This is a genomic window from Sphingobacterium mizutaii (assembly GCF_900187125.1).
Taxonomy (GTDB): Bacteria; Bacteroidota; Bacteroidia; order Sphingobacteriales; family Sphingobacteriaceae; genus Sphingobacterium; species Sphingobacterium mizutaii.
Map to the genome: position 1 here is coordinate 2,723,839 of NZ_LT906468.1, position 21,048 is coordinate 2,744,886.

The window sequence follows — 21,048 nt, forward strand, 5'->3', positions numbered from 1 at the left end:
TAAGTTAACAAATTTTGGGTATTATTGGAATTCCAAACATCAAATTATATGAAACGTAAATTTGGCTTAATACTTCTTGGTTTAAGTGCAATTTCCCTAACGTATGCACAGAAAAAACCAATCGATCACACTGTTTATGATTCCTGGAATGTTATCAGTAAACCCGAGATCAGCAAATCTGGAAATCTTATTCTTTATAGCATTACTCCACAAGAGGGCGATGCCACTGCCATCTTAAAAAATGCCAACAACCAAAATCTGATTCAAATCCCTCGAGGAGCAGATTTAAAGTTGACTAAAGATGAAAAACATTTGGTCAGCTTAATCAAAGCTTCTTTCCAAGAGGTTAGACAGGCAAAGATCAAGAAAAAGAAGCCTGATGAAATGCCAAAGGACTCTCTTTTGGTCTTCAATATCGCAAAGAACCAGACCAATAAATTTGGACAGGTCAAATCATATAAAATCGCCCGAAATGGAAATGATTTTGTTGCCTTCCTGCATGAAACTAAACTTCCAAGTACTTCGGATAGCAGCAAAACAAAGTCGGGATCGAAAAAAGACAAACCCACATCTACTTTAACCGTCCTAAATTTAAATACGGCCGACACAAGCAATATTCTAAAAGCGGATAGTTACGAATGGAGTGATGATGGAAAGTTCCTAGTTTACTCCATTAAAGGCCCAGAAAAGGACTCTTTGAACGAATCAGGCCTATTTATTATGGACTTGGCAAACAAATCCAAAAAGAAAATCAGCTCTGGAAAAGGAAACTATAAAAACATACAGTTTGACGACGCTACAAAGCAATTGAGTTTCTTGGCGGACAAAACAGCAGAAAAATCACTATTAAAAGAATTTAAGCTCTACTATTATACTGCATCCCAAGATTCAGCAGTGATATTGGCCGATAGAAATTCAAATGGGATTCCTCAAAACTGGTTTGTTTCTGGCGATGGCGCCTTAACCTTTAGCAAATCGGGCAAAAGACTGTTTTTCGGTCTGGCTCCAATCCCAAGAGTAAAGGATACCACATTGGTAGAATTCGAACATGCAAAAGTGGATATTTGGCATTGGCAAGATGACTATCTGCAACCTATGCAATTGGTGAACTTAAAAAGAGATCTTTCTAGGAACTATACGGCTATGATTAATTTAGCCTCCAATAGAAATGTTATCCCTCTATCGGATGAAACCTTCAATAGAATCTCCTTAACAGGCGATGCCGACAATGAATGGGCTATGGCGACTTCTGACAAGGAATACAGGATAGAGACCCAATGGGAAGGTGGTATGCGTTCCGATATTTATGCAATCTCTACCTTAACCGGCAAAAATAAATTGGTTACTAAATCAAATTCCGGATATGCCTCCTTATCTCCAAATGGAGATTACATTGTCTACTTCAATCGTAGCAATGGAAATTGGTACAGCTTCAATATTGCTTCAGAAACCAGCAAACAATTAAATGAAGGATTGCCAGTTAGCTTCGTGGATGAAGAAAATGACGTTCCTGCAGCTCCTGGACCCTACGGAATCGCGGGTTGGTCCAAAGATGGCAAAAACATCTATATCAATGATCGATATGATATCTGGAAGCTGAGCCTGGATGGTAAAACCAAAACTAATCTAACTAATGGTCAAGGACGACAAAACCAGATGGTTTATCGTATTGAAGAACTGTTCAAAAATGATGATCCTAGAATCAATCATAACCAGATCGATGAATCAAAGACCGTTTTCTTAAATGGTTTCAATAAAATAGATAAAATCCAAGGTCTATATAAATTAGGTAAGAAAGACATCAGCAAGTTGTGGTCAGGTCCTCATACCTATAGAATGCTTAGTGCGGATGAAAAATTAAACAAGATCATTTATACCAAGGAAGATTACCAGCATTCTCCTGACCTATATCTATTGGCCAACTTTAAAAACGAAACTAGGCTATCTGATATTAATCCTCAACAGGCAAATTATAACTGGGGAACAGCAGAATTGGTTCATTGGACAACCCCTAAAGGTTATAAATCCGAAGGTATCCTATATAAACCAGAAGATTTCGACCCTAACAAGAAATATCCTATTATCGCTTATTTCTATGAAACCTTATCTGATGGGCTATATACTTACCAAGCTCCAGCTCCAACCCCATCGCGTTTGAACATCCCTTATTTTGTAAGTAATGGCTATTTGGTCTTTGCTCCAGATATACGTTATGAAACTGGTTACCCAGGTAGATCCGCTGAAGAATTTATTAATTCAGGAATGCATTTCCTAGCTAGGAACAATAATTGGGTTGATTCAACCAAAATGGGAATCCAAGGACAAAGTTGGGGTGGTTACCAAGTTGCCCACCTGATCACTCGCACCAATATGTATGCTGCAGCCTGGGCTGGTGCTCCGGTTGTCAATATGACTTCTGCTTATGGTGGAATCCGTTGGGGAACAGGTATGTCAAGACAGTTCCAGTATGAAAATACCCAAAGCCGCATCGGAAAACCATTATGGGAAGCTAGGGACTTATATATCGAGAACTCACCCCTATTCTTTATGGATAAGGTGAACACTCCGGTTGCTATTATGCACAATGACAATGATGGAGCAGTGCCTTGGTACCAAGGTATTGAATTCTTCACAGCTTTGAGAAGGTTGAATAAACCGGTTTGGTTATTGAATTATAACGGTGATGACCATAACTTAATCCAAAGACAGAACCGAAAAGACATACAAATCCGCGAAGCTCAATTCTTTGATCACTTCCTAAAAGGAAAAGCAGCTGCTAATTGGATTAAGAAAGGTGTCAAAGCAACTGAAAAAGGTATAGATTGGGGACTTGAAGTCGACTAATTTTACAAAACTCCATTAAAACAGGTGGTAATTTCTAGAAATTACCACCTGTTTTTGTTAAAAAACACTAAATATCTTCAGTTTTTTCATTTTTTTTCAAAAATTTTATCCAAGTAAATTGTTTTTACTATACTTTTGATAAAAATTTAGAAGAAATAATTCAGTAATCAACAAAAACTTAAGTATATTTAATATTAACAGCATGTTAAACTCCAGACTATCCGCAGTTGAAACTGCCTCAAAGCACATGTTCAATGAAACTACTGAGGTAAATTCAGAACGCGCCATTCACATTTTCAACAAAAATGTGTTCAGCATCTCAAAAATGAGAGATTACCTTCCAAAGTCTACTTTTAGCGAATTAAAATCATCTATCGACGAAGGGAAACAAATCAGCAGAGAATTAGCGGATTTCATTGCGCAAGCTATGAAAACTTGGGCCCTAGAAAATGGTGCTTCGCATTATACCCACTGGTTCCAACCTTTGACTGGATCAACAGCTGAAAAACACGATGCTTTTTTTGAACCAGATTCTGATGGAAGCGCAATCGAGAAATTTAATGCAGATGCATTGGTACAACAAGAACCAGATGCTTCTTCTTTCCCGAATGGCGGTATCCGTAATACCTTCGAAGCTAGAGGATATACTGCTTGGGACCCTTCATCCCCTGCCTTTATCTTTGAAACTGGTGCTGGCAAGACCTTATGTATCCCTACTGTATTCGTCTCATACACTGGCGAATCCCTTGATTACAAAGCGCCTTTACTAAAAGCTATCGCTTCTATTGACAAAGCTGCAACTGATGTTGCGCAGTATTTTGATAAAGCCGTTACCAAAGTAAATGCTTCTTTAGGTATCGAACAAGAATATTTCTTGGTTGACCTTGCCTTATATAATGCTCGTCCTGATCTACAATTGACTGGAAGAACCTTATTCGGACACATGTCAGCTAAAGGACAACAATTAGAAGATCATTACTTCGGAGCAATTCCGGAACGTGTATTAGCTTACATGGTTGACCTTGAAAACGAAGCCTTGAAATTAGGTATCCCTTTGAAAACTCGTCACAACGAGGTGGCTCCTTCTCAATTTGAATGTGCCCCTATGTTTGAAGAGATCAACTTGGCTATCGACCATAACCAATTGTTGATGAACGTAATGGAACAAGTTGCCATTCGTCACAACTTCAAAGTTTTATTGCACGAAAAACCATATAGCGGAGTTAACGGATCTGGAAAACACAACAACTGGTCCCTGATCACCAATACTGGTGTGAACCTGCTATCTCCTGGCAAAACTCCTAAAAACAACTTGATGTTCTTGACTTTCTTCGTGAACACCATCAAAGCTGTTTATGAGCATGCTGATTTATTGAGAGCATCTATTGCAAGTCATTCCAATGACCACCGTCTTGGTGCCAATGAAGCTCCCCCAGCAATTATCTCTATCTTCTTAGGTTCTCAATTAGATGAAATCCTTGAAGAGGTAGAATCTGCTCGCGTTGCCAAAAAAGTTAAGGCTGATGCTAACTTATGGCACGGTATCCCAAAAATCCCTGATTTGAAATTGGACAACACCGACCGTAACCGTACTTCTCCTTTTGCTTTCACCGGCAATAAATTTGAGTTCCGCGCAGTTGGTTCTTCTGCAAACTCGGCATTGCCAATGACCATCTTGAATGCAATCGTTGCTACACAATTGATTGAATTCAAAACAGAGGTTGATAAACAAATCAAAAAAGGAATTAAAAAAGACCTTGCGATCTTAAACGTAGTCCGTAAATATATCAAAGATTCAAAAGCGATTCGTTTCGAAGGAAATGGCTATAGCGAAGAATGGGAAATCGAAGCAGCAGGTAGAGGTCTTTCTAACATCAAATCAACGCCAAAAGCACTTGATGTCTATGTAAAACCAGAATCTCTTGAGCTTTTCGAAACCCTAGGAATCTTCTCAAGACGTGAATCGGAAGCAAGACATGAGATCTTATTGGAGAACTTCTTCAAGAAACTTCAGATTGAAGCTCGTGTGATTGGCGATGTGGTAACTAGCCAAATTGCTCCTGCATGTCTGATCTATCAAAACCAATTGATTGAAAACGTAAAGGGCCTTAAAGATTTAGGTCTAAGCAAAGAAGCTTATAGTTCACAACTGAACTATGTTGAACGTATCTCCAAGCATGTGAACATTATCCTTGAACAAGCCGAGGAAATGCGTCAAGCCCGTAAAAAAGCAAACACCATCGAAGACATGCGCGAAAAAGCAATCGCTTACGACGAAGTCGTAAAACCATTCTTCGACGAAATCCGCTACCACGTCAACAAACTTGAAAAAATCGTTGATGATGCAAAATGGCCTTTGCCAAAATTACGCGAATTGCTTTTTATCCACTAAGCATTAACTAAACAAGAAACAATAACCATTAAGGGGCTTCTGCAAAGATTGCCCCTTTTTTTGTGGTGGGGAGTGGGAACAAAACGCAGTTTTGCACCACTTTCGTAGGGGTTTATTGAATAAACCCGCTTTTGAACCAGGATGAAAGGGATCCGAGGATGGACCAAGATCGAAAGCCAGTATTACCGAAATGTAGGTAGGGGTTTATTGCATAAACCCGCTGACATTTGAACCAGGATGAAAGGGATCCGAGGATGGACCAAGATCGAAAGCCAGTATTACCGAAATGTAGGTAGGGGTTTATTGCATAAACCCGCTGACATTTGAACCAGGATGAAAGGGATCCGAGGATGGACCAAGAACTATTTCCTTTCCTGTGTCATAATTGCATTGGCGTACAGGTCCTTTACCTTCGGTAAAGAATGACAAGCATTAATAATAGAGAACCGTACAGATTCTTCACTACTCGTTCAGAATTGGATATTCCAGAGAGGGATTCAGAGTGAAACGAAGAATCTATTTTTTGTTTTTTTATGGTTCGTTGTCTCATTGCGAAATCGTAAGATGAGCAAACTATTTTCACTCTGCTGAAAGTCTTATTGAAAAATATTTCACCCACGCTGTGGGTTGGCCTTTTCGTACATCTATTTTCTATAAAGATTCCACCCACGCTGTGGGTTTCTACAAACGTCCCTACTTCCGAAGGAAGTCCTTTAGCCCCCGGCTCATTTCCAATGAAGAAAACCATTTCAAATAAAGAGTGGATAGTTCCAAGACTGACACATTATGCATAATGATCTTGGTCCATCCTCCAATCCATTCCATCCTGGTTCAAAACCAGTTCTTGGCTCATCCTCTCATCCCTTTCATCCTGGTTCAAAACCAGTTCTTGGTCCATCCTCTTATCCATTTCATCCTGGTTCAATACCAGTTCTTGGTCCATCCTCTTATCCATTTCATCCTGACTCAATACCAGCTCTTGGCCCATCCGATGGGTGAGCGGCATCCTAATTCAAAAAAAAAAGAGGGGATTTCCCTTTCCCCTCAATTGATGCTATTCTTTAATAAAATAACAAACTAACTCCTCAAATATCCCACTTCTAGCCTTGTTATTTTTATATCTATTACGGTTTCAGATACCACAATTACGGTAATTACCTTTTCTCTTCTGCAATACCCTCTTTAATAAAGATCTTCTTGATCAGTCCCACATCTAAGGCATTCATATCTACCAATTTCAAATCCTTGATCATTTTCAAGGTGGTGGTTTTATAATGCTGGAAATGTTTGGACTTGATATGGTCCTCATAGGCTTTTTGATCTCTGTGGATTTCGAGAATCCTGATCTTATATTTTTCAGCCTGGATCTCCATCGGGAAAATGGAAATCACTCCTTCCTCCTTCTCCACGGACTCTCGAGCTCCATAGAGCAAGATTTCCTTATATTCTTCCCAATATTCTGGAATTACCTCAATTTCTGCCATCCTAACCAAGTGAATTTGTTTATTTCCACCCAAATCCACAGCTTTTTCCTGCGAAAAGAGATTTCCAAAAGAAAAAACCAGAATAAAACCCAATAAATACCTCAAATTCAACTTAATTTCCATAGCGTGATTTATTTTCTTCAATTACAACCCAAATAATATCAGAATTGTTGGGTTTACAAACCTTAATTATTGATCTGGCTTGCCTGTTGGCCCACTGCTCGCTCACCTACAATCTTGATTTTGTCCAATGCAGCAGTCAACTCCTTCAATTCTTCAGGTTTAAATTGAAATTCTCTCGAATCAAAATTTTCCTTCAAATGAGCCAGTTTGGTGGTCCCTGGAATAGGAACAATAAATGGTTTCTGTGCCAATAACCAAGCTAGAGCTACCTGAGCGACGGTCAAACCACGCAAGTCTCCAAAATCCTTCAGCGCATCAATCAGAGTCCAATTGGCGATAATGGCATCCTTTTGATAGCGCGGCAATGCTGGTCTATTATCATTGTTCGCATTGTACTTGGTTCGTTCATTGATATAACCTGTAATCAAACCCCTGCTCAATGGACTATAAGGAACAAAACCTATCCCTAACTCCTCACAGACAGGTATCACTGTGGTTTCAGGTTGGCGGGTAACCAAGGAATATTCACTTTGCAAAGCCGTCACTTGTTGTACAGCATGGGCTTTCCTAATATTTTCTGCACTGGCTTCACTCAATCCAAAGTTCCTGACTTTCCCGGACTGGATTAATTCTTTTACCGTTCCAGCAACATCCTCCATCGGCACATTCGGGTCAACCCGATGTTGGTACAATAGATCTATATAATCAGTCTTTAAACGCTTCAACGATTGGTCAACAACCTTTCTGATCGTTTCTGGTCTGCTATCCAATCCTTTCGCCGGTGTGCCGTCCACAAAACCAAACTTGGTAGCAATCAATATTTCCTTCCGAATAGGCTGTAAGGCCTCTCCTACTAATTCTTCATTAATCCATGGACCATAAGCCTCGGCAGTATCAAAGAAATTAATACCCAATTCAGCTGCCTTTCTTATTAGATTTATGCTTACCTGACGATCAGGAACGAAACTACGGTGATAACTCATACCCATACAGCCTAAACCAAATGCGGATACTTCCAATTGATGTTTTCCAGATCCTAACAGCCTCTTTCCTGTTTCCTGAAAATTGAGGCTACTGTCTTTATTTATTTCCATGGTTGAACTAGCAAATAAAACATTGGAGCTGATCAGTCCCAATCCTGCTAATGCTCCATTCTTTAAAAATTCTCTACGATTGTTTGTTCTCATATTCTCTGATGGTTTAATGTATTCCAAAGGTCTGTAGAATAGACAATTAAATGCTTATATGGATTACAGGATTAACTACCAATTTTACTTTTGACTTTCATTATACCGAAAATCTCAAATTATACTTGGTTTAGCCGACATAAAACATCAATTTTATAATACTTGGCTTACCTGCCAAATGAGAACATTAAATGTAATCACAAATGAAACTACATAGCATAGATACTGGATTTTTCAAATTAGATGGTGGTGCCATGTTTGGCGTTGTACCAAAAAGCCTCTGGCAGAGAACGAATCCAGCTGACGAAAACAACTTATGTACCTGGGCAAACCGTTTGATGCTAATTGAGGATGGCAAGCGATTGACACTGGTCGATACTGGGATCGGCGACAAGCAGGATGAAAAATTCTTTAGCCACCTCCATATGCATGGCGACGATACGTTGGATAAGTCTTTAGCTAAACTTGGTTTCCATCGTGATGACATTACGGATGTGGTCTTGACTCATTTGCATTTTGACCATTGTGGTGATGCCATTAAAAAAGAGGGTGATAAGCTGCTGCCGGCATTTAAGAATGCAAGGTATTGGTCGAATAAAGAGCATTGGGAGTGGGCCGTAAATCCGAATCCTAGGGAAAAAGCGTCCTTTTTAAAGGAGAATATCATGCCTATCCAAGAAAGTGGTCAGCTCAATTTCATCGATATTGAAAGCCCACAATACGATACAGAGATCCAAATGCGCTTTGCTTATGGCCATACCGAAGCTATGATGCTTCCGCAGATCCAATATAAAGGCAAAACCATTCTCTACATGGCAGACTTGCTTCCTTCTGTAGGCCATATTCCAATTGCTTATGTCATGGGTTATGATGTCAGACCATTGGTTACCATGCAGGAAAGACAAGATTATTGGAAAGAGATCGTTGATAATGAATATATCATGTTCTTCGAGCATGATTCCGTAAATGAATGCGCAACATTGCAGTACACTGAAAAAGGAATTAGACTGAAAGACACTTTTAAATTAAGCGAAATCTAAGCTATTCATGTCCGTAGATATCAAGAAAAGATTCGACCGTATTGTTGAGATATTGATTCAATTACAATCCAAAAGGGTTGTAAAGGCGCAGGAATTGGCCGATCGATTTGATGTCAGCCTACGAACCATATATAGGGATATCAAAAGCTTGGAACAAGCTGGAGTCCCCCTCATCGGCGAAGCTGGAATGGGTTATAGCATCATGGATGGCTATCGGCTCCCGCCGGTCTCCTTCAGTAAGGAAGAAGCCCTTTGCTTTGTCGCCACGGAGAAACTAGCCGAGAAATACCTGGATCAAGCTGGTTTCTCGCTTTACTCTTCCGCATTGATGAAGATCAAGGCGATATTAAAGAGCAATGACCAAGACATGGTGACCAATATGCAGGAACAGATCATCATGCGGAAACAGCATGTACCGATCTTCCCTGAAAAGGTACCCCATGTATTGAGCAGCACCATTGAAGCCATTGCCAATAAAACCCAGATCCAAATTGAATACCAAGGTATCAAGGATGATGAAGCCATCCTCAGGATAATCGAACCTATCGGCATTGTCCACGAGATAGGCTTTTGGTATATCGTTGCTTATTGCCTTCAACGGATGGACTTCAGGCAGTTCAGGAGTGATCGAATAGCCCAGGTAACAGCACTGGAAAATAAATTCAGCAAAAGACATATCAGCATTGAGGAATATATGTCCAACCAGAAATCTCCAGAGCTACCCAAGATTAAATCCAAGATTCTGGTTAGCCGTGATTTCGCTCCCTTTATACGCTGGCAAAGAAATACTTATGGATATGTATCTGAAGCTAAGGTTGGGGATAAAATAGAGATGGTTTTTGAAAGCCGCGACATAGAACATGAATTCCCGAGATGGCTGATGATGTTTGGGGACCATATAGAAATAAAAGAGCCTGAAGAGCTTAAGCACAGCTTTAATAAACTCTTTCAGGCTATACAAAACAACATAAAATAGTATTTCTTTTTAAGCGCCTTGGTATGGATGTTTCCAAGGTGCCCTATATTCTCTTTTTAATCTTTTTGTAGCTTCTTCATCGCCCACACAGACCTTCTTCTCCGGATCATATACCAATGGACGATTTAATTCCATGGACAGATTGGCCAAGATACAGGAAGCTGTAGAGATATGCCCTTGAAGGACATCTGCTACGGGTAATGTATTGGTATCGATTGCCGACAGAAGATTCCTCATCTGCCCTCTGGTTGCTGGCGCTGCATTGAGCTCAATTCGAGGTTCTTTCAGATCTTCAGGATACTTTTCCCTTTCATAGACCACATCTCGAACGATCTTCTCCCCTTTTGTTGGAATAAATTCCCATTTCATGGTACTTCCTTTCAGTGTTCCCTTATCGCCATAGATCACAAAAGCCCAAGGGAATTCAGGATCTGCCGGCGTGCCCCAAGTGCGGTGGGTCCACACACAGTTTAGATCATCGTATTCAAAAATAGCCGTTTGGGTATCTGCAATATTGGATTTAGCTTCTTTCTGCACATAGATCCCTCCTGTTGCCGATATCTTTTTGGGCCAACCCAAACCTAAGATCCAACGTACCGTATCGAACATATGCACACACATATCGCCCGTGATCCCATTTCCGTACTCCATAAATGCGCGCCACCAGCCACCATGCGGAAGCCCATCATAAGGCCTCAATGGCGCAGGTCCTGTCCACATTTCATAATCCAAGAAGTCCGGAACCGGTTCTTCAGGTGGATTGGCATTGCTTTTCATATGGTAATAACAGCACATTTCAACATGTGAAATCTTTCCCAACAAACCTTTCTCTACTATATTTTCCTTGGCATCGATCATGTGCGGCGTACTTCTACGCTGCGTACCAATCTGAACCTTTCTATTATGCTTTCTAGCCGCAGCAACTACCGCCTCTCCCTCCAGCACATCCACACTGATGGGCTTTTGCAGATAAACATGTGCACCCGATTCAATGGCTGCAATACCGATCAAGGCATGCCAATGATCTGGAGTGCCCACCAACACCAAGTCTAGCTTATTCTCGGCCAATAGCTTCCTATAATCGGAATATTTCTTAGGCACCTTTTTCGATTTCTGTTTTTGGGAAATCAGCTCAGCAGCCTCTTCCAAATGCTTTTTGTCCACATCACAAACCGCAACCACCTCTACATCGCTTACCTGTAGCAACCTAAACAAGTCGCTTTTCCCATACCAACCGGCACCAATCAAGGCTACAGTTCTTGCTTTCAAGATTTCTGCAGCAAAGCCCGCCTGTTGCAAGGCTGCAATGGACAATAAGGCACCAGTCCCAAAAATAAATTGCCTGCGATTGAGGTTTATATTTCCCATAAGGATAGAGGTTTTAAGGTTTATAGCTTTTAAGATAGGCAAAAATTAAATAATAGACAATAGATATGAGATATGAGATATGAGATATGGGACATTTTCTGGCGTAATATGTATTCCGTTTCGGGAGGGGTGAACCAGGATGTTCGGGATGGGAGGATAGACCAAGAACGGGGAATGAACCAGGATTCTATGGATGGGAGGATAGACCAGGATCAATTCCAAAGTTCGAGCGGTAACTCGGATTCGATTGGGGAGCTCACTCAACAAGAATTGACTTTGATTAGGGAGCATATTACTTAATGGGGAATCACCCTCATAATCCCCCACAAGTAACATTTTAATTCAATTTACTAAACGAGAATCTTAGGTTTCAGCAATAAATTACTGGTTGATTATTCGTTCATGTCCTGACGCGCTAACTCATCATTGTATAAACATACTGGACAAACATTAATAACAAAATCTTATTAATGTTGTAATATATTGATTTACATAGATGTAAATCAATAATAGAAATAATATTCTACTGTCTGTATCACAAAAATAGCATAGAAAACAATACAAATAAAATTAATAAGTATATACATATAAAACAAAAGCATATTCACCTGATTATCAATGATTAAAAAATTAATAAATCATGTCACATGAGGTTGGGTGGGGTTGATCCAAGATGCCCTTCGACTCCCCTTCGACTCCGCTAGGGAACAGCTCAGGGGACAGGATATGGGGATGGACCAAGATCAATTTGTCACTGGAAAGTCCCCAATACTGTAGGGGCGAATTGCATTCGCCCGCCATATACAGACATGAAATAATTTCACCCATTAGGGTGAATAAAACCTTTATCCAACCCATAAAATCGACCAAAAATGGTTTTCTCATCTTACGATTACGAAATGACAACCACCTCAAAAAAATAATAAATAGATTCTTCGCTCTGATCTGAATCCCTCCCTGAGACATTTCCAATTCTGAACGATTATTGAAGAATCTGTACGGATCTCCATAATATATGCCTGTCATTCTTTACCGAAGGTAAAGAACCTGTACGCCAATGCAATCCGAAATATTTATTCAAAATTTGCAGCGGGTTTATGCAATAAACCCCTACCAACATGGCGGTAATTCTGACTTTTGATCTTGGCCAATCCTCCCACCCATTGAATCCTGGTTCTCTCCCCAAATCTTGGTCTATCCTCCTATCCCGAACATCCTGGTTCAAATATGCAGCGGGTTTATGCAATAAACCCCTACCAACATGGCGGTAATTCTGACTTTTGATCTTGGCCAATCCTCCCATCCATTGAATCCTGGTTCTCTCCCCAAATCTTGGTCTATCCTCCCATCCCGAACATCCTGGTTCAAATGTCAGCGGGTTTATGCAATAAACCCCTACCAACATGGCGGTTATACTGACTTTTGATCTTGGCCAATCCTCCCATCCATTGAATCCTGGCTCTCTCCCCAAATCTTGGTCTATCCTCCCATCCCGTACCCCTGAGCGGCGTCGAAGGGCATCCTAGTTCAATACCAAGCATCCCCCTCCTTTTTTCCTATCAGGTAACAGAAATTAAACATCCCCACCCCTATTATTAATCAATAATTTAATACATTTGGCACGATCGATTTAAAACCTCGTGTTTTCCTAAACTCAACCGATGAAATACGTACTGTCATTACTTTTAATCATTAATATAAGCTTTGCCTACTGCCAGGATGAACGTAAACCTGTTGTATCTTTTGAAGATGCATACAAACGGGATTACCAAGCCACCAAAATCTCGGACCATCAGCCTAAAATCGACGGAAAACTGGATGAAGACCTATGGCAGAACAAAGGAGTTTGGTCAGAAAAATTCTCGCAGGTTATCCCCTTTGAGAGGGCTTATACCGGTTCTTGGACCAAGATGAAGATCTTCTACGATGACAAGAACATCTATGTAGGGGTTTATTGCAAGGATATACATCCTGAAACCATGAACGCCTTTATCGGGAACCGGGATGACAATAGCAATGGTGACCTGATCAGTATCGCTTTCGACCCTTACCACGATTACCGCGCGGCAGTGGAATTCAATATCAACCTTGGCGGAAATAAAACGGACCTTACGGTTACGGACAAGCTATCGGTTAACCTTTCCTGGAATGCCGTTTGGGAAGGTCGCACCCATCAAGATCTCGCGGATTCCAGCTGGACGGCGGAACTTAGGATCCCCTTCAACCAAATCCGCTATAATCAAAAGAATGACGATGGAATCTGGGGACTGCATGTCCGCCGGATTATCCGCAGAAATAATGAGGTACAGAACTGGTCCATGATCCCGATCAAGAACAATGGACACGTGTTCTCTTTCGGAACCATGCATGGCATGCAAGACCTGCCAAAACCAAAAGGAATTGAGTTCCTGCCTTATGTGATGAACAAACTGATCCGCGAACCTAAGATCGCTAATAGCCCTTACCAAGATGGTAACCGCTGGAAACCTAATGCAGGTCTTGATGCTAAATTCGCGATCTCCGATTATACCATGGATCTTTCCATCAATCCTGATTATGGTCAGGTCGAACTGGATCCATCGGTCATGAACCTGACTGCCTACGAGGTTTTCTATGAGGAAAAAAGACCCTTCTTTTTGGAGGGAAAGCATATTTTGGAGTTTGACAATAATGAAGGCGGCATGATGTTCTATTCCCGCCGGATTGGTTCCAGATCTCGATACCAATACCCATTAGTAGACAATCAACAGATCTTTGCCAGCAGCACCGATTTCGTACCCATCCTGGGTGCAATGAAGCTAACGGGAACGAACCGCAAAGGCCTTACCATTGGGATCTTGGAAAGTATAACTGCTAAAACTTCCCAAAAGGTTACCCAACTCGGTTCTGCTGAAGAAAAAATCCAAACCGAACCTCTGACCAACTATACCGTAGCGAGGGTACAGAAGAACTGGGACGGCAACACCTTATTGGGCGGTATGATCACCTCGGTCAACCGTAAAATGGATGCTCCACATCTAGAGGAGTTCCTGGTTAAAGATGCCTTTACCGCAGGTGTAGATTTCACCAAGTATTTCTCCAATCGCCTATATTATGTAGAAACCAAAGCTATGTACAGTACGCTTTCGGGAACAAAAGACGCCCTAATGGCTACCAAGACCAATGCCACGCACTTCTTCCAACGCAAATCAGGAGCCGAATACCTCAACATGAATCCGGATGCCACCTCACTGAGCGGAACAGGCGGATATATCAAGGCCGGTAAGAAAGGTAATGCGCAATGGAACTATGCCGAAACTTTCAGCTGGTCCTCCCCTGGCTTTGACCTGAACGAGGTCGGTTACCTGAAGCAGACCGACTATAAATTGAACGAATCGGAACTTGCCTTCCGCAAGACCGATCCTTGGGGACCATTCCGCGCTGCCGGTATCACCTTGACCCAAAGGAACGTTTGGAACTACGGTGGCAAGGCCATGGACAACAACCTTGCAGTTCGCTTTAGGAGCTTGACCATCAAGCGTAGAATAGAAATGGATCTCAAGGAAGCCTTTAGCTGGAATTCAGTCGACAGCCGTATGCTCCGTGGTGGCTACGACCTACGCTATAACCCCAACTTTACAAGTACTTTCTCCATGAACTCCGACCGTGCAAAACGTATTTTCCTTAAGGTAGACTACGATGGCAAGCATTTCTTGGACGGAGAAACTAGGTATAATGAAATCAGGCCTTCCCTGACTTTCCGTTTAGGCAATCATATACATTTGGTAACCCAGTTCAATTATGCTTGGAACAAGGATAACCTGCAATATGTCAGCACGAGCGACCTCCCTAGCATTAATACAGATGAAGCAACTTATGTGATGGGAAGGATGCGTCAGGAGACTTATGGATTTACCTTTAGGCTGCAGGGCAATATTACCCCAGACCTTTCCATTCAATATTATGGCTCACCATTTACTTCGACTGCGCAGTACGATCGATTTAAATACGCCACAAATACCCTTTCAAGAACCTATTCAGAGCGTTTCCAGGAATTCAGTCCGGAGCAGCTCAGCTATGCAGATGGCATGTATAGCGTAGGCAGGGGTGCACAAGCCGGAAGCTTCAAGGATCCGAATTTCAGTTTCAATGAATTCCGTTCCAATTTGGTAGCACGCTGGGAATACCTGCCCGGCTCAACCCTTTACCTCGTTTGGGAACACAACCGATCCGGCAGGATGCCCGTTTATCAACCCGGCTGGGGCAGCAACCTCGATAATATCTGGAGAATTGCTCCGACAAATACCTTTATGCTGAAGGTGAATTATTGGATCGGCTGGTAGGAAGAGCTGTATGATCATCGAGCGGCGTCGAAATGAGATGACCATCGAGCGGCGTCGAGATGACCTCTATCGTATCCCAAAGGACCATATAGTGGCATCACAGCTTCGATAACCGTCAAGACCAGGAAACAGGATCATTTCCAGAATTTCATTCAGCTATAAATTATCACGTTTTGTAGGGGCGAATTGCATTCGCCCGCACATGCATTTGAACCAGGATTAATGGGATGAGAGGATGGACCAAGATCTGGTAAGGAACCAGGATTAATGGGATGAGAGGATGCACCAAGACCAATGGTCGAGCGGCGTCTCGGCTTTGCTCGATAACCGTTGAGATGGCAACCATTATTCGTTACTTTTGGAGCCCAAATTAACCAAACCGCTTCCTTCGGAAGGATGATGTTTGTAGAAAACCCCTGGAAGGGGTGAAATCTTTGTAGACATCAGAAATCTTCAAGGGAAAAACCCACAGCGTGGGTGAAATATTTTTCTACAAATTTAAGCCCTTTTCGGGGTCATTCTGAGAAGTAAAAATTTGGGCTAAATTTATTGGAAGGTGATGACATCATGTTGGCAATGAAAATCTATTAGCTCTTTTGTTTTTTAAATATAGAACCCCATTTGGGGTTCCATTATTTTAGCAGACATGGCACGTTAGCCTGGAAGTCGCGCAAAAACGATGTTCGATTAATCGAACATCGTTTTTGCATTACCCCTTTATTGTTTACCATTCATGCTAAAATAATTCATCCCCTCTGGGGATGTATGGCGGCTAGAAATATCATCTGGTAAATAAATATGGGTCCGAATGGCTAAAAACACAGTTCTAACAAACTTGTCATCGGTAGGAACGAAGAATCTCGGAACCATGCAAAATCCAATTGAAAACATAATGCATTGCATTGGCGCACGGTTCTTCTATCTACAATTAATTTATATTGGTGTACAGTTCCTGTACCTTCGGTACAGCATGACAGGACCTCTTGGGAGGGGAACCGTACAGATTCTTCACTGTTCGTTCAGAATCAAAATGCGCTAAAGAGGGATTCAGAGTAAAACGAAGAATCTATTGTTTTTCATTTATTGGAGTTTCTCATTCCGCTATCGTAAGATGAGGAAACCATATTTTTGTCGATTTAAAGAGATGGTTGAAGGTTTTATTCACCTTAAAGGGTGAAATTATTTCAAGTTTGTATATGGCGGGCGAATGCAATTCGCCCCTACAGTATCGGGGACTTTCAAGCGAAAAATTGATCTTGGCCCATCCGGTGGGTGAGCGGAGCCGATCCCCCCATCCCATTAATCCTGGTTCAACCGTCTAAATACTAAATACTAAATACTAAATACTCTTCCCCTTGACATACCTACTCACACCATACATCATCAGCAGCGTAATAATACTGATCACGACGACGATATAACCCAACGTGGTATAGTGTTCGATTGGACTTTCGTTGGTTTGTTGTACGATGATCAAGCCGGCGATAATGGCTCCTATCCCACCCGACATCTGTTGCAGGGATGCGCTGACGCTCATAAAGGCGCCACGGTCTTCTTTCTCAGGGACAGCGGACACCAATGCCGATGATGGTGTAACACGGCTTAGGATTCCCATCATCATCAAGATGTTCAATACGACTACGACCGGGAACGCTGTTGGACCTAGAGAGGTGTAGATCAAGACCATGATCATCATCCAGGTGGTCGCGATGGCGAAGATCTTGTACTTATCGAAACGGTCGCTGAGCATACCGACCATTGGCATAATCAAAAGAGAAGCAATTCCTGAGATCATAAAGAGCTGTGGCAGCTGTTCGTGGGTAACGTGTAGGTTGTTCACGGCGAAAACACTGCTGAATGGCATCATCATAAAACCTCCAACGGAAAGTAATGCGGTCGCCATAAAGCCGATTCTATACTCCTTGCGGGTAAAGGTTCCCCAAAGGTGCTGCAGGGCGGATTGTTTTTTCTGTAAGCCTATATGATCGGTAATAGGTTTTAATTTCAGGAAGATCAGTACGGCAATTAGGACCGCTACAATGGCAATCATCAGAAAAGCACTTTGCCAACCCCAGGCATTGCCGATATAGAGTCCGATTGGAATCCCCAAAACTTGGCTGGCGCCGAAACCCATCTGCACAAAACCCATCACCCTACCACGTTGGTCCAAGGTGAAAACATCGGTGATAATTGCCATGGAAATGGAACCGATCACTCCACCGAACAGGCCGGTCACTATTCGAGCAGCCACCAACATGGGATAACTGGTCGAAAAACCGCAAAGGAAAGTTCCAATAATAAATCCGGAATAGAAGAACAGCAGGAGTTTTTTTCGATCGAAACGATCGGCAAATCCTGCGGTCAGGAGTCCTGAAATCCCAGCACTGAAGGCGTAGGCAGAAACGGCCACACCAAATTCAGAAGGTTTTAAGTCGATTGCTTTCATCAGCATATCCCCCATTGGAGACATGATCATAAAATCCAGGACAACGGTAAATTGGGTAAAAGCTAGTATGAAAATCACCAATTTCTGGTATGCAGAAAGCGGTGCTTTAGTGGATTCTTCCATATAAAAGTTGCTCGGCTAAATATGTGTAATAATTTTCTAAGCCGAGCAAAGGTAGGGATTGCATCGAGCACTTGCATTTGCGTATTGAAATTTTGACAATCTATTTTGCAGGCAAGTAGTTTACTCAATTATTGAACAAATGGAAAAGGCCAAAAAATCTGGATTTTTGTTGGGAAGCTGTTCCTGACTCCTGTTCGGGACTAGCTTTACCCTTATTCGAGACATATTCGGAAAATTCAAAATATGTCTCGAATAAGATCAATCTAAGCTCAGAAAGGAATGGCAATACTTTTTCTGATTTCAGGACGGTTCAAAAACAGGCTAGCCTAGCGATAAACCTAAAGATTTTAATGAAGTATAGCATAAGCTTAGCTATCCTCCATTCCAAATACTCCCGACTATTCTTATCTTTGCGATATGTCTACAGGGTTAATTTCACAAGATACTATTATCGCTTTGGCGACCTCTCCAGGGGCCAATGGCGCAATTGCCGTGATCCGTCTATCGGGCTCCAAGGCCATCAGCTTGGTCAATGAGGTTTTCAAAGGTAAGGATTTGACGAAGCAAGCTTCGCATACCGTGCATTTTGGAACCATCCGCGATGGCGAACATATTATCGATGAGGTATTGGTGACCCTCTTTGTAGGGCCTAACTCCTATACCAAGGAGGATACCATTGAAATATCGACCCATAATTCGGCCTATATCATTGAACGCATTATCACCCTTCTGATCAAGAAAGGTGCTAGAGCGGCCCGTGCTGGTGAATTTACCTTAAGGGCTTTCCTAAATGGTGGAATGGACCTATCCCAAGCGGAAGCAGTGGCAGACCTGATCGCCTCCAATTCGGCGGCGTCCCATCAGATCGCCATGCAGCAGATGCGTGGTGGATTCTCCAATCAGCTTAAGCAATTACGTGAAGACCTAGTCCATTTCGCATCACTGATCGAATTGGAACTTGATTTCGCGGAGGAAGATGTGGAATTTGCCAATCGTGACCAGCTGAAAGCCCTGATCCAACAAATCCACTCGGTCATTGCAAAACTGATCCGTTCCTTCGAACAAGGCAATGTGCTGAAGAATGGTGTTCCAGTGGTAATTGCCGGGAAACCAAATGTGGGAAAGTCTACCCTATTGAATGCCTTGTTGAACGAGGAAAGAGCCATTGTTTCTGATATTGCCGGTACGACTCGCGATACCATCGAAGATGAGATCAATATACATGGCGTAACTTTCCGCTTTATCGATACCGCCGGAATCCGTCATACGGAAGATGTGGTTGAAGCCATCGGCGTGGAACGGACCCGCGAAAAAATGAAGCAGGCCCGATTGATCATCTACCTCTTCGACCCTACCCAAGACCAGATCTCTGCCGTACAGGAGCAGATCGATGAGGTCAAAGGTTTGAATATTCCCTTTGTGACCATTATCAATAAGTCTGATCTTCTCTCGGAAGAACAGAAAAAGGATTATGCGATATTGAATCCGCTATATATTTCGGCCAAGCATCAAATCGGTATCGATGAATTGAAGGATGAGCTGCTGAACCAGGTTAATCTTTCTAATATTAACACCGATGATGTCATGGTGACGAATATCAGGCATGTGGAAGCTTTGCAGCATACGCAGGAAGCGCTGGAGAAGGTGTTGTATGGGATCGATAACCCGATTACTTCGGATTTTTTAGCGATGGATATCAGGCAAGCGCTGCACCATCTTGGGGAGATTACCGGGACGGTGACTACGGATGATTTGCTGGAGAATATTTTTAGTAAGTTTTGTATCGGGAAGTAGTAGTTTATTATAGGATAATGCTAGTTACTATTAAGATGAAATCTTTAAAATTTGGCTTATGTTCGATTTTTATTGGTGTTTTATTTGAAATTTTAATGTAATTTATGAAAATTCAGGTAATCAGTGATTTACATCAAGAATTTGGAATATCAGAATTAACTTTTGAAAAGGCCGATGTAGTAGTGCTTGCTGGTGATAAATCTTGGCACAAAGGGTATTGAGTGGATTCAAAAGAAAATTAAAGATAAGCCTGTTCTTTATGTGCTTGGCAATCATGAGTATTACAAAGGTTCTTATCCGAAAACGCTAAATAAAGTTAAAGCAATAGCCGAAAACTCCAATGTTCATTTGCTGGAAGATTCATTTATTGATATTGATGGGATTCGATTTCATGGTTGCACTTTATGGACAGATTTTTCAATTTTTGGTGATCCAATAGAGTTCGGAATCATTTGCCAATCTGCAATGAATGATTATAAAATGATTAGACGTGATCCTTCTTATTCTAAAATGCGCTAAATAGATACTTATAAAATTCATCAGGTATCTAGGAAGTGGCTTGAGCAAAGTTTAGAAAATTCGGATCTGTCTAAAAATATTGTAGTGACTCACCATGCGCCAAGTTTACAGTCAGTTCCTGAACAGTATAAAAAAGATCCAATAACTGCGGCTTATGCTTCTAATAATGGAAGAATTTATTTTAAAACATCAACCTGAATTTTGGATTCATGGTCATATCCATACTCCAACACGTTATCATATAGGTAAGACCGAAATTATTTGTGACCCTCATGGATATATCGATGAACCTTACAATGGGTATGATAAGGAATTGATTGTTGAGGTGTAGACTGAAGTAACCCCTAATCAATTAAGTAGAAAAATTAATTTTTCATATCTTTTTTGTGGCATTATGATAATATCTCCTTCCATCTTTTGCATCATCCCA

General features: G+C 41.6%; 16 protein-coding genes. 9 read left to right on the forward strand and 7 right to left on the reverse strand.

Translation table 11 applies throughout. From position 1 onward, the window contains the following. Window positions 1–48: 48 nt before the first annotated feature. Both CKW03_RS11735 and CKW03_RS11740 read left to right on the forward strand, forming a co-directional pair. Window positions 49–2,844: a S9 family peptidase gene (locus tag CKW03_RS11735; RefSeq protein ID WP_093097126.1), complete on the forward strand. Its 2,796-nt coding sequence runs from the start codon at window positions 49–51 to the stop codon at window positions 2,842–2,844. A gap of 202 nt (window positions 2,845–3,046) precedes the next feature. After that, on the forward strand, window positions 3,047–5,236 hold the full coding sequence (locus tag CKW03_RS11740; protein WP_093097129.1) for a glutamine synthetase III family protein: 2,190 nt from the start codon (window positions 3,047–3,049) through the stop codon (window positions 5,234–5,236). Window positions 5,237–6,020: 784 nt separating this feature from the next. On the opposite strand, the gene CKW03_RS11750 is transcribed toward CKW03_RS11740, so the two are convergent. The 3 genes from CKW03_RS11750 to CKW03_RS11760 all read right to left on the reverse strand — a co-directional run bounded on the left by CKW03_RS11750 (window position 6,021) and on the right by CKW03_RS11760 (window position 8,030). Further along, window positions 6,021–6,224: a hypothetical protein gene (locus tag CKW03_RS11750; protein WP_093097134.1), complete on the reverse strand. Its 204-nt coding sequence runs from the start codon at window positions 6,222–6,224 to the stop codon at window positions 6,021–6,023. Between the two features lie 166 nt (window positions 6,225–6,390). Further along, complete coding sequence (locus tag CKW03_RS11755; RefSeq protein WP_093097137.1) at window positions 6,391–6,843, reverse strand: putative quinol monooxygenase; 453 nt, start codon at window positions 6,841–6,843, stop codon at window positions 6,391–6,393. Between the two features lie 62 nt (window positions 6,844–6,905). Continuing rightward, a complete protein-coding gene (locus CKW03_RS11760; protein WP_236736468.1) occupies window positions 6,906–8,030 on the reverse strand; it encodes an aldo/keto reductase in 1,125 nt (374 codons plus the stop codon). 203 nt (window positions 8,031–8,233) lie between these two features. On the opposite strand from CKW03_RS11760, the gene CKW03_RS11765 reads away from it, so the two are divergent. After that, window positions 8,234–9,070, forward strand: a complete 837-nt coding sequence (locus CKW03_RS11765) for an MBL fold metallo-hydrolase (RefSeq protein ID WP_093097139.1) — start codon at window positions 8,234–8,236, stop codon at window positions 9,068–9,070. Between the two features lie 7 nt (window positions 9,071–9,077). After that, window positions 9,078–10,046: a helix-turn-helix transcriptional regulator gene (locus CKW03_RS11770; protein WP_093097142.1), complete on the forward strand. Its 969-nt coding sequence runs from the start codon at window positions 9,078–9,080 to the stop codon at window positions 10,044–10,046. Window positions 10,047–10,055: 9 nt separating this feature from the next. Here CKW03_RS11770 and CKW03_RS11775 read toward each other — a convergent pair whose 3' ends face one another. Further along, window positions 10,056–11,414, reverse strand: a complete 1,359-nt coding sequence (locus CKW03_RS11775; RefSeq protein ID WP_093097800.1) for a Gfo/Idh/MocA family protein — start codon at window positions 11,412–11,414, stop codon at window positions 10,056–10,058. Window positions 11,415–11,486: 72 nt separating this feature from the next. On the opposite strand from CKW03_RS11775, the gene CKW03_RS11780 reads away from it, so the two are divergent. After that, a complete protein-coding gene (locus tag CKW03_RS11780; RefSeq protein ID WP_139185451.1) occupies window positions 11,487–11,714 on the forward strand; it encodes a hypothetical protein in 228 nt (75 codons plus the stop codon). Window positions 11,715–12,044: 330 nt separating this feature from the next. On the opposite strand, the gene CKW03_RS11785 is transcribed toward CKW03_RS11780, so the two are convergent. Next, window positions 12,045–12,299 carry a hypothetical protein gene (locus tag CKW03_RS11785; RefSeq protein ID WP_139185452.1) on the reverse strand — a complete coding sequence of 85 codons (255 nt, stop codon included), beginning with the start codon at window positions 12,297–12,299 and terminating at the stop codon, window positions 12,045–12,047. Window positions 12,300–12,396: 97 nt separating this feature from the next. Then, a complete protein-coding gene (locus CKW03_RS11790) occupies window positions 12,397–12,819 on the reverse strand; it encodes a hypothetical protein (RefSeq protein WP_095067881.1) in 423 nt (140 codons plus the stop codon). A 256-nt stretch (window positions 12,820–13,075) separates the two neighbouring features. Here CKW03_RS11790 and CKW03_RS11795 point away from each other — a divergent pair, with 256 nt between their 5' ends. After that, the gene (locus tag CKW03_RS11795; RefSeq protein WP_093097152.1) at window positions 13,076–15,736 is read left to right on the forward strand and encodes a DUF5916 domain-containing protein; all 2,661 of its coding nucleotides are present in this window, start codon (window positions 13,076–13,078) and stop codon (window positions 15,734–15,736) included. A gap of 1,339 nt (window positions 15,737–17,075) precedes the next feature. Here CKW03_RS11795 and CKW03_RS11805 read toward each other — a convergent pair. Further along, complete coding sequence (locus tag CKW03_RS11805) at window positions 17,076–18,305, reverse strand: MFS transporter (protein WP_093097157.1); 1,230 nt, start codon at window positions 18,303–18,305, stop codon at window positions 17,076–17,078. Between the two features lie 417 nt (window positions 18,306–18,722). Here CKW03_RS11805 and mnmE point away from each other — a divergent pair, with 417 nt between their 5' ends. From mnmE to CKW03_RS20655, 3 genes are all read left to right on the forward strand, one after another. Then, window positions 18,723–20,099, forward strand: a complete 1,377-nt coding sequence (mnmE, locus tag CKW03_RS11810; RefSeq protein ID WP_093097159.1) for a tRNA uridine-5-carboxymethylaminomethyl(34) synthesis GTPase MnmE — start codon at window positions 18,723–18,725, stop codon at window positions 20,097–20,099. A 186-nt stretch (window positions 20,100–20,285) separates the two neighbouring features. Then, complete coding sequence (locus CKW03_RS20650; RefSeq protein WP_197700932.1) at window positions 20,286–20,618, forward strand: metallophosphoesterase family protein; 333 nt, start codon at window positions 20,286–20,288, stop codon at window positions 20,616–20,618. Window positions 20,619–20,784: 166 nt separating this feature from the next. Beyond that, window positions 20,785–20,949, forward strand: a complete 165-nt coding sequence (locus CKW03_RS20655; protein WP_197700933.1) for a hypothetical protein — start codon at window positions 20,785–20,787, stop codon at window positions 20,947–20,949. Window positions 20,950–21,048: the final 99 nt, after the last annotated feature.

Bases quoted from the DNA above. Each gene is read 5' to 3' on its own strand.
- CKW03_RS11735 (WP_093097126.1), top strand. From the start codon at position 49: ATGAAACGTAAATTTGGCTTAATACTTCTTGGTTTAAGTGCAATTTCC.
- CKW03_RS11785 (WP_139185452.1), bottom strand. From the start codon at position 12,299: ATGAGAAAACCATTTTTGGTCGATTTTATGGGTTGGATAAAGGTTTTA.
- CKW03_RS11750 (WP_093097134.1), bottom strand. From the start codon at position 6,224: ATGGGCCAAGAGCTGGTATTGAGTCAGGATGAAATGGATAAGAGGATG.
- CKW03_RS11775 (WP_093097800.1), bottom strand. From the start codon at position 11,414: ATGGGAAATATAAACCTCAATCGCAGGCAATTTATTTTTGGGACTGGT.
- CKW03_RS11770 (WP_093097142.1), top strand. From the start codon at position 9,078: ATGTCCGTAGATATCAAGAAAAGATTCGACCGTATTGTTGAGATATTG.
- CKW03_RS20655 (WP_197700933.1), top strand. From the start codon at position 20,785: ATGGAAGAATTTATTTTAAAACATCAACCTGAATTTTGGATTCATGGT.
- CKW03_RS11755 (WP_093097137.1), bottom strand. From the start codon at position 6,843: ATGGAAATTAAGTTGAATTTGAGGTATTTATTGGGTTTTATTCTGGTT.
- CKW03_RS11780 (WP_139185451.1), top strand. From the start codon at position 11,487: ATGAGATATGAGATATGGGACATTTTCTGGCGTAATATGTATTCCGTT.
- CKW03_RS11790 (WP_095067881.1), bottom strand. From the start codon at position 12,819: ATGTTGGTAGGGGTTTATTGCATAAACCCGCTGACATTTGAACCAGGA.
- CKW03_RS11765 (WP_093097139.1), top strand. From the start codon at position 8,234: ATGAAACTACATAGCATAGATACTGGATTTTTCAAATTAGATGGTGGT.
- CKW03_RS11795 (WP_093097152.1), top strand. From the start codon at position 13,076: ATGAAATACGTACTGTCATTACTTTTAATCATTAATATAAGCTTTGCC.
- CKW03_RS11740 (WP_093097129.1), top strand. From the start codon at position 3,047: ATGTTAAACTCCAGACTATCCGCAGTTGAAACTGCCTCAAAGCACATG.
- CKW03_RS11805 (WP_093097157.1), bottom strand. From the start codon at position 18,305: ATGGAAGAATCCACTAAAGCACCGCTTTCTGCATACCAGAAATTGGTG.
- mnmE (WP_093097159.1), top strand. From the start codon at position 18,723: ATGTCTACAGGGTTAATTTCACAAGATACTATTATCGCTTTGGCGACC.
- CKW03_RS11760 (WP_236736468.1), bottom strand. From the start codon at position 8,030: ATGAGAACAAACAATCGTAGAGAATTTTTAAAGAATGGAGCATTAGCA.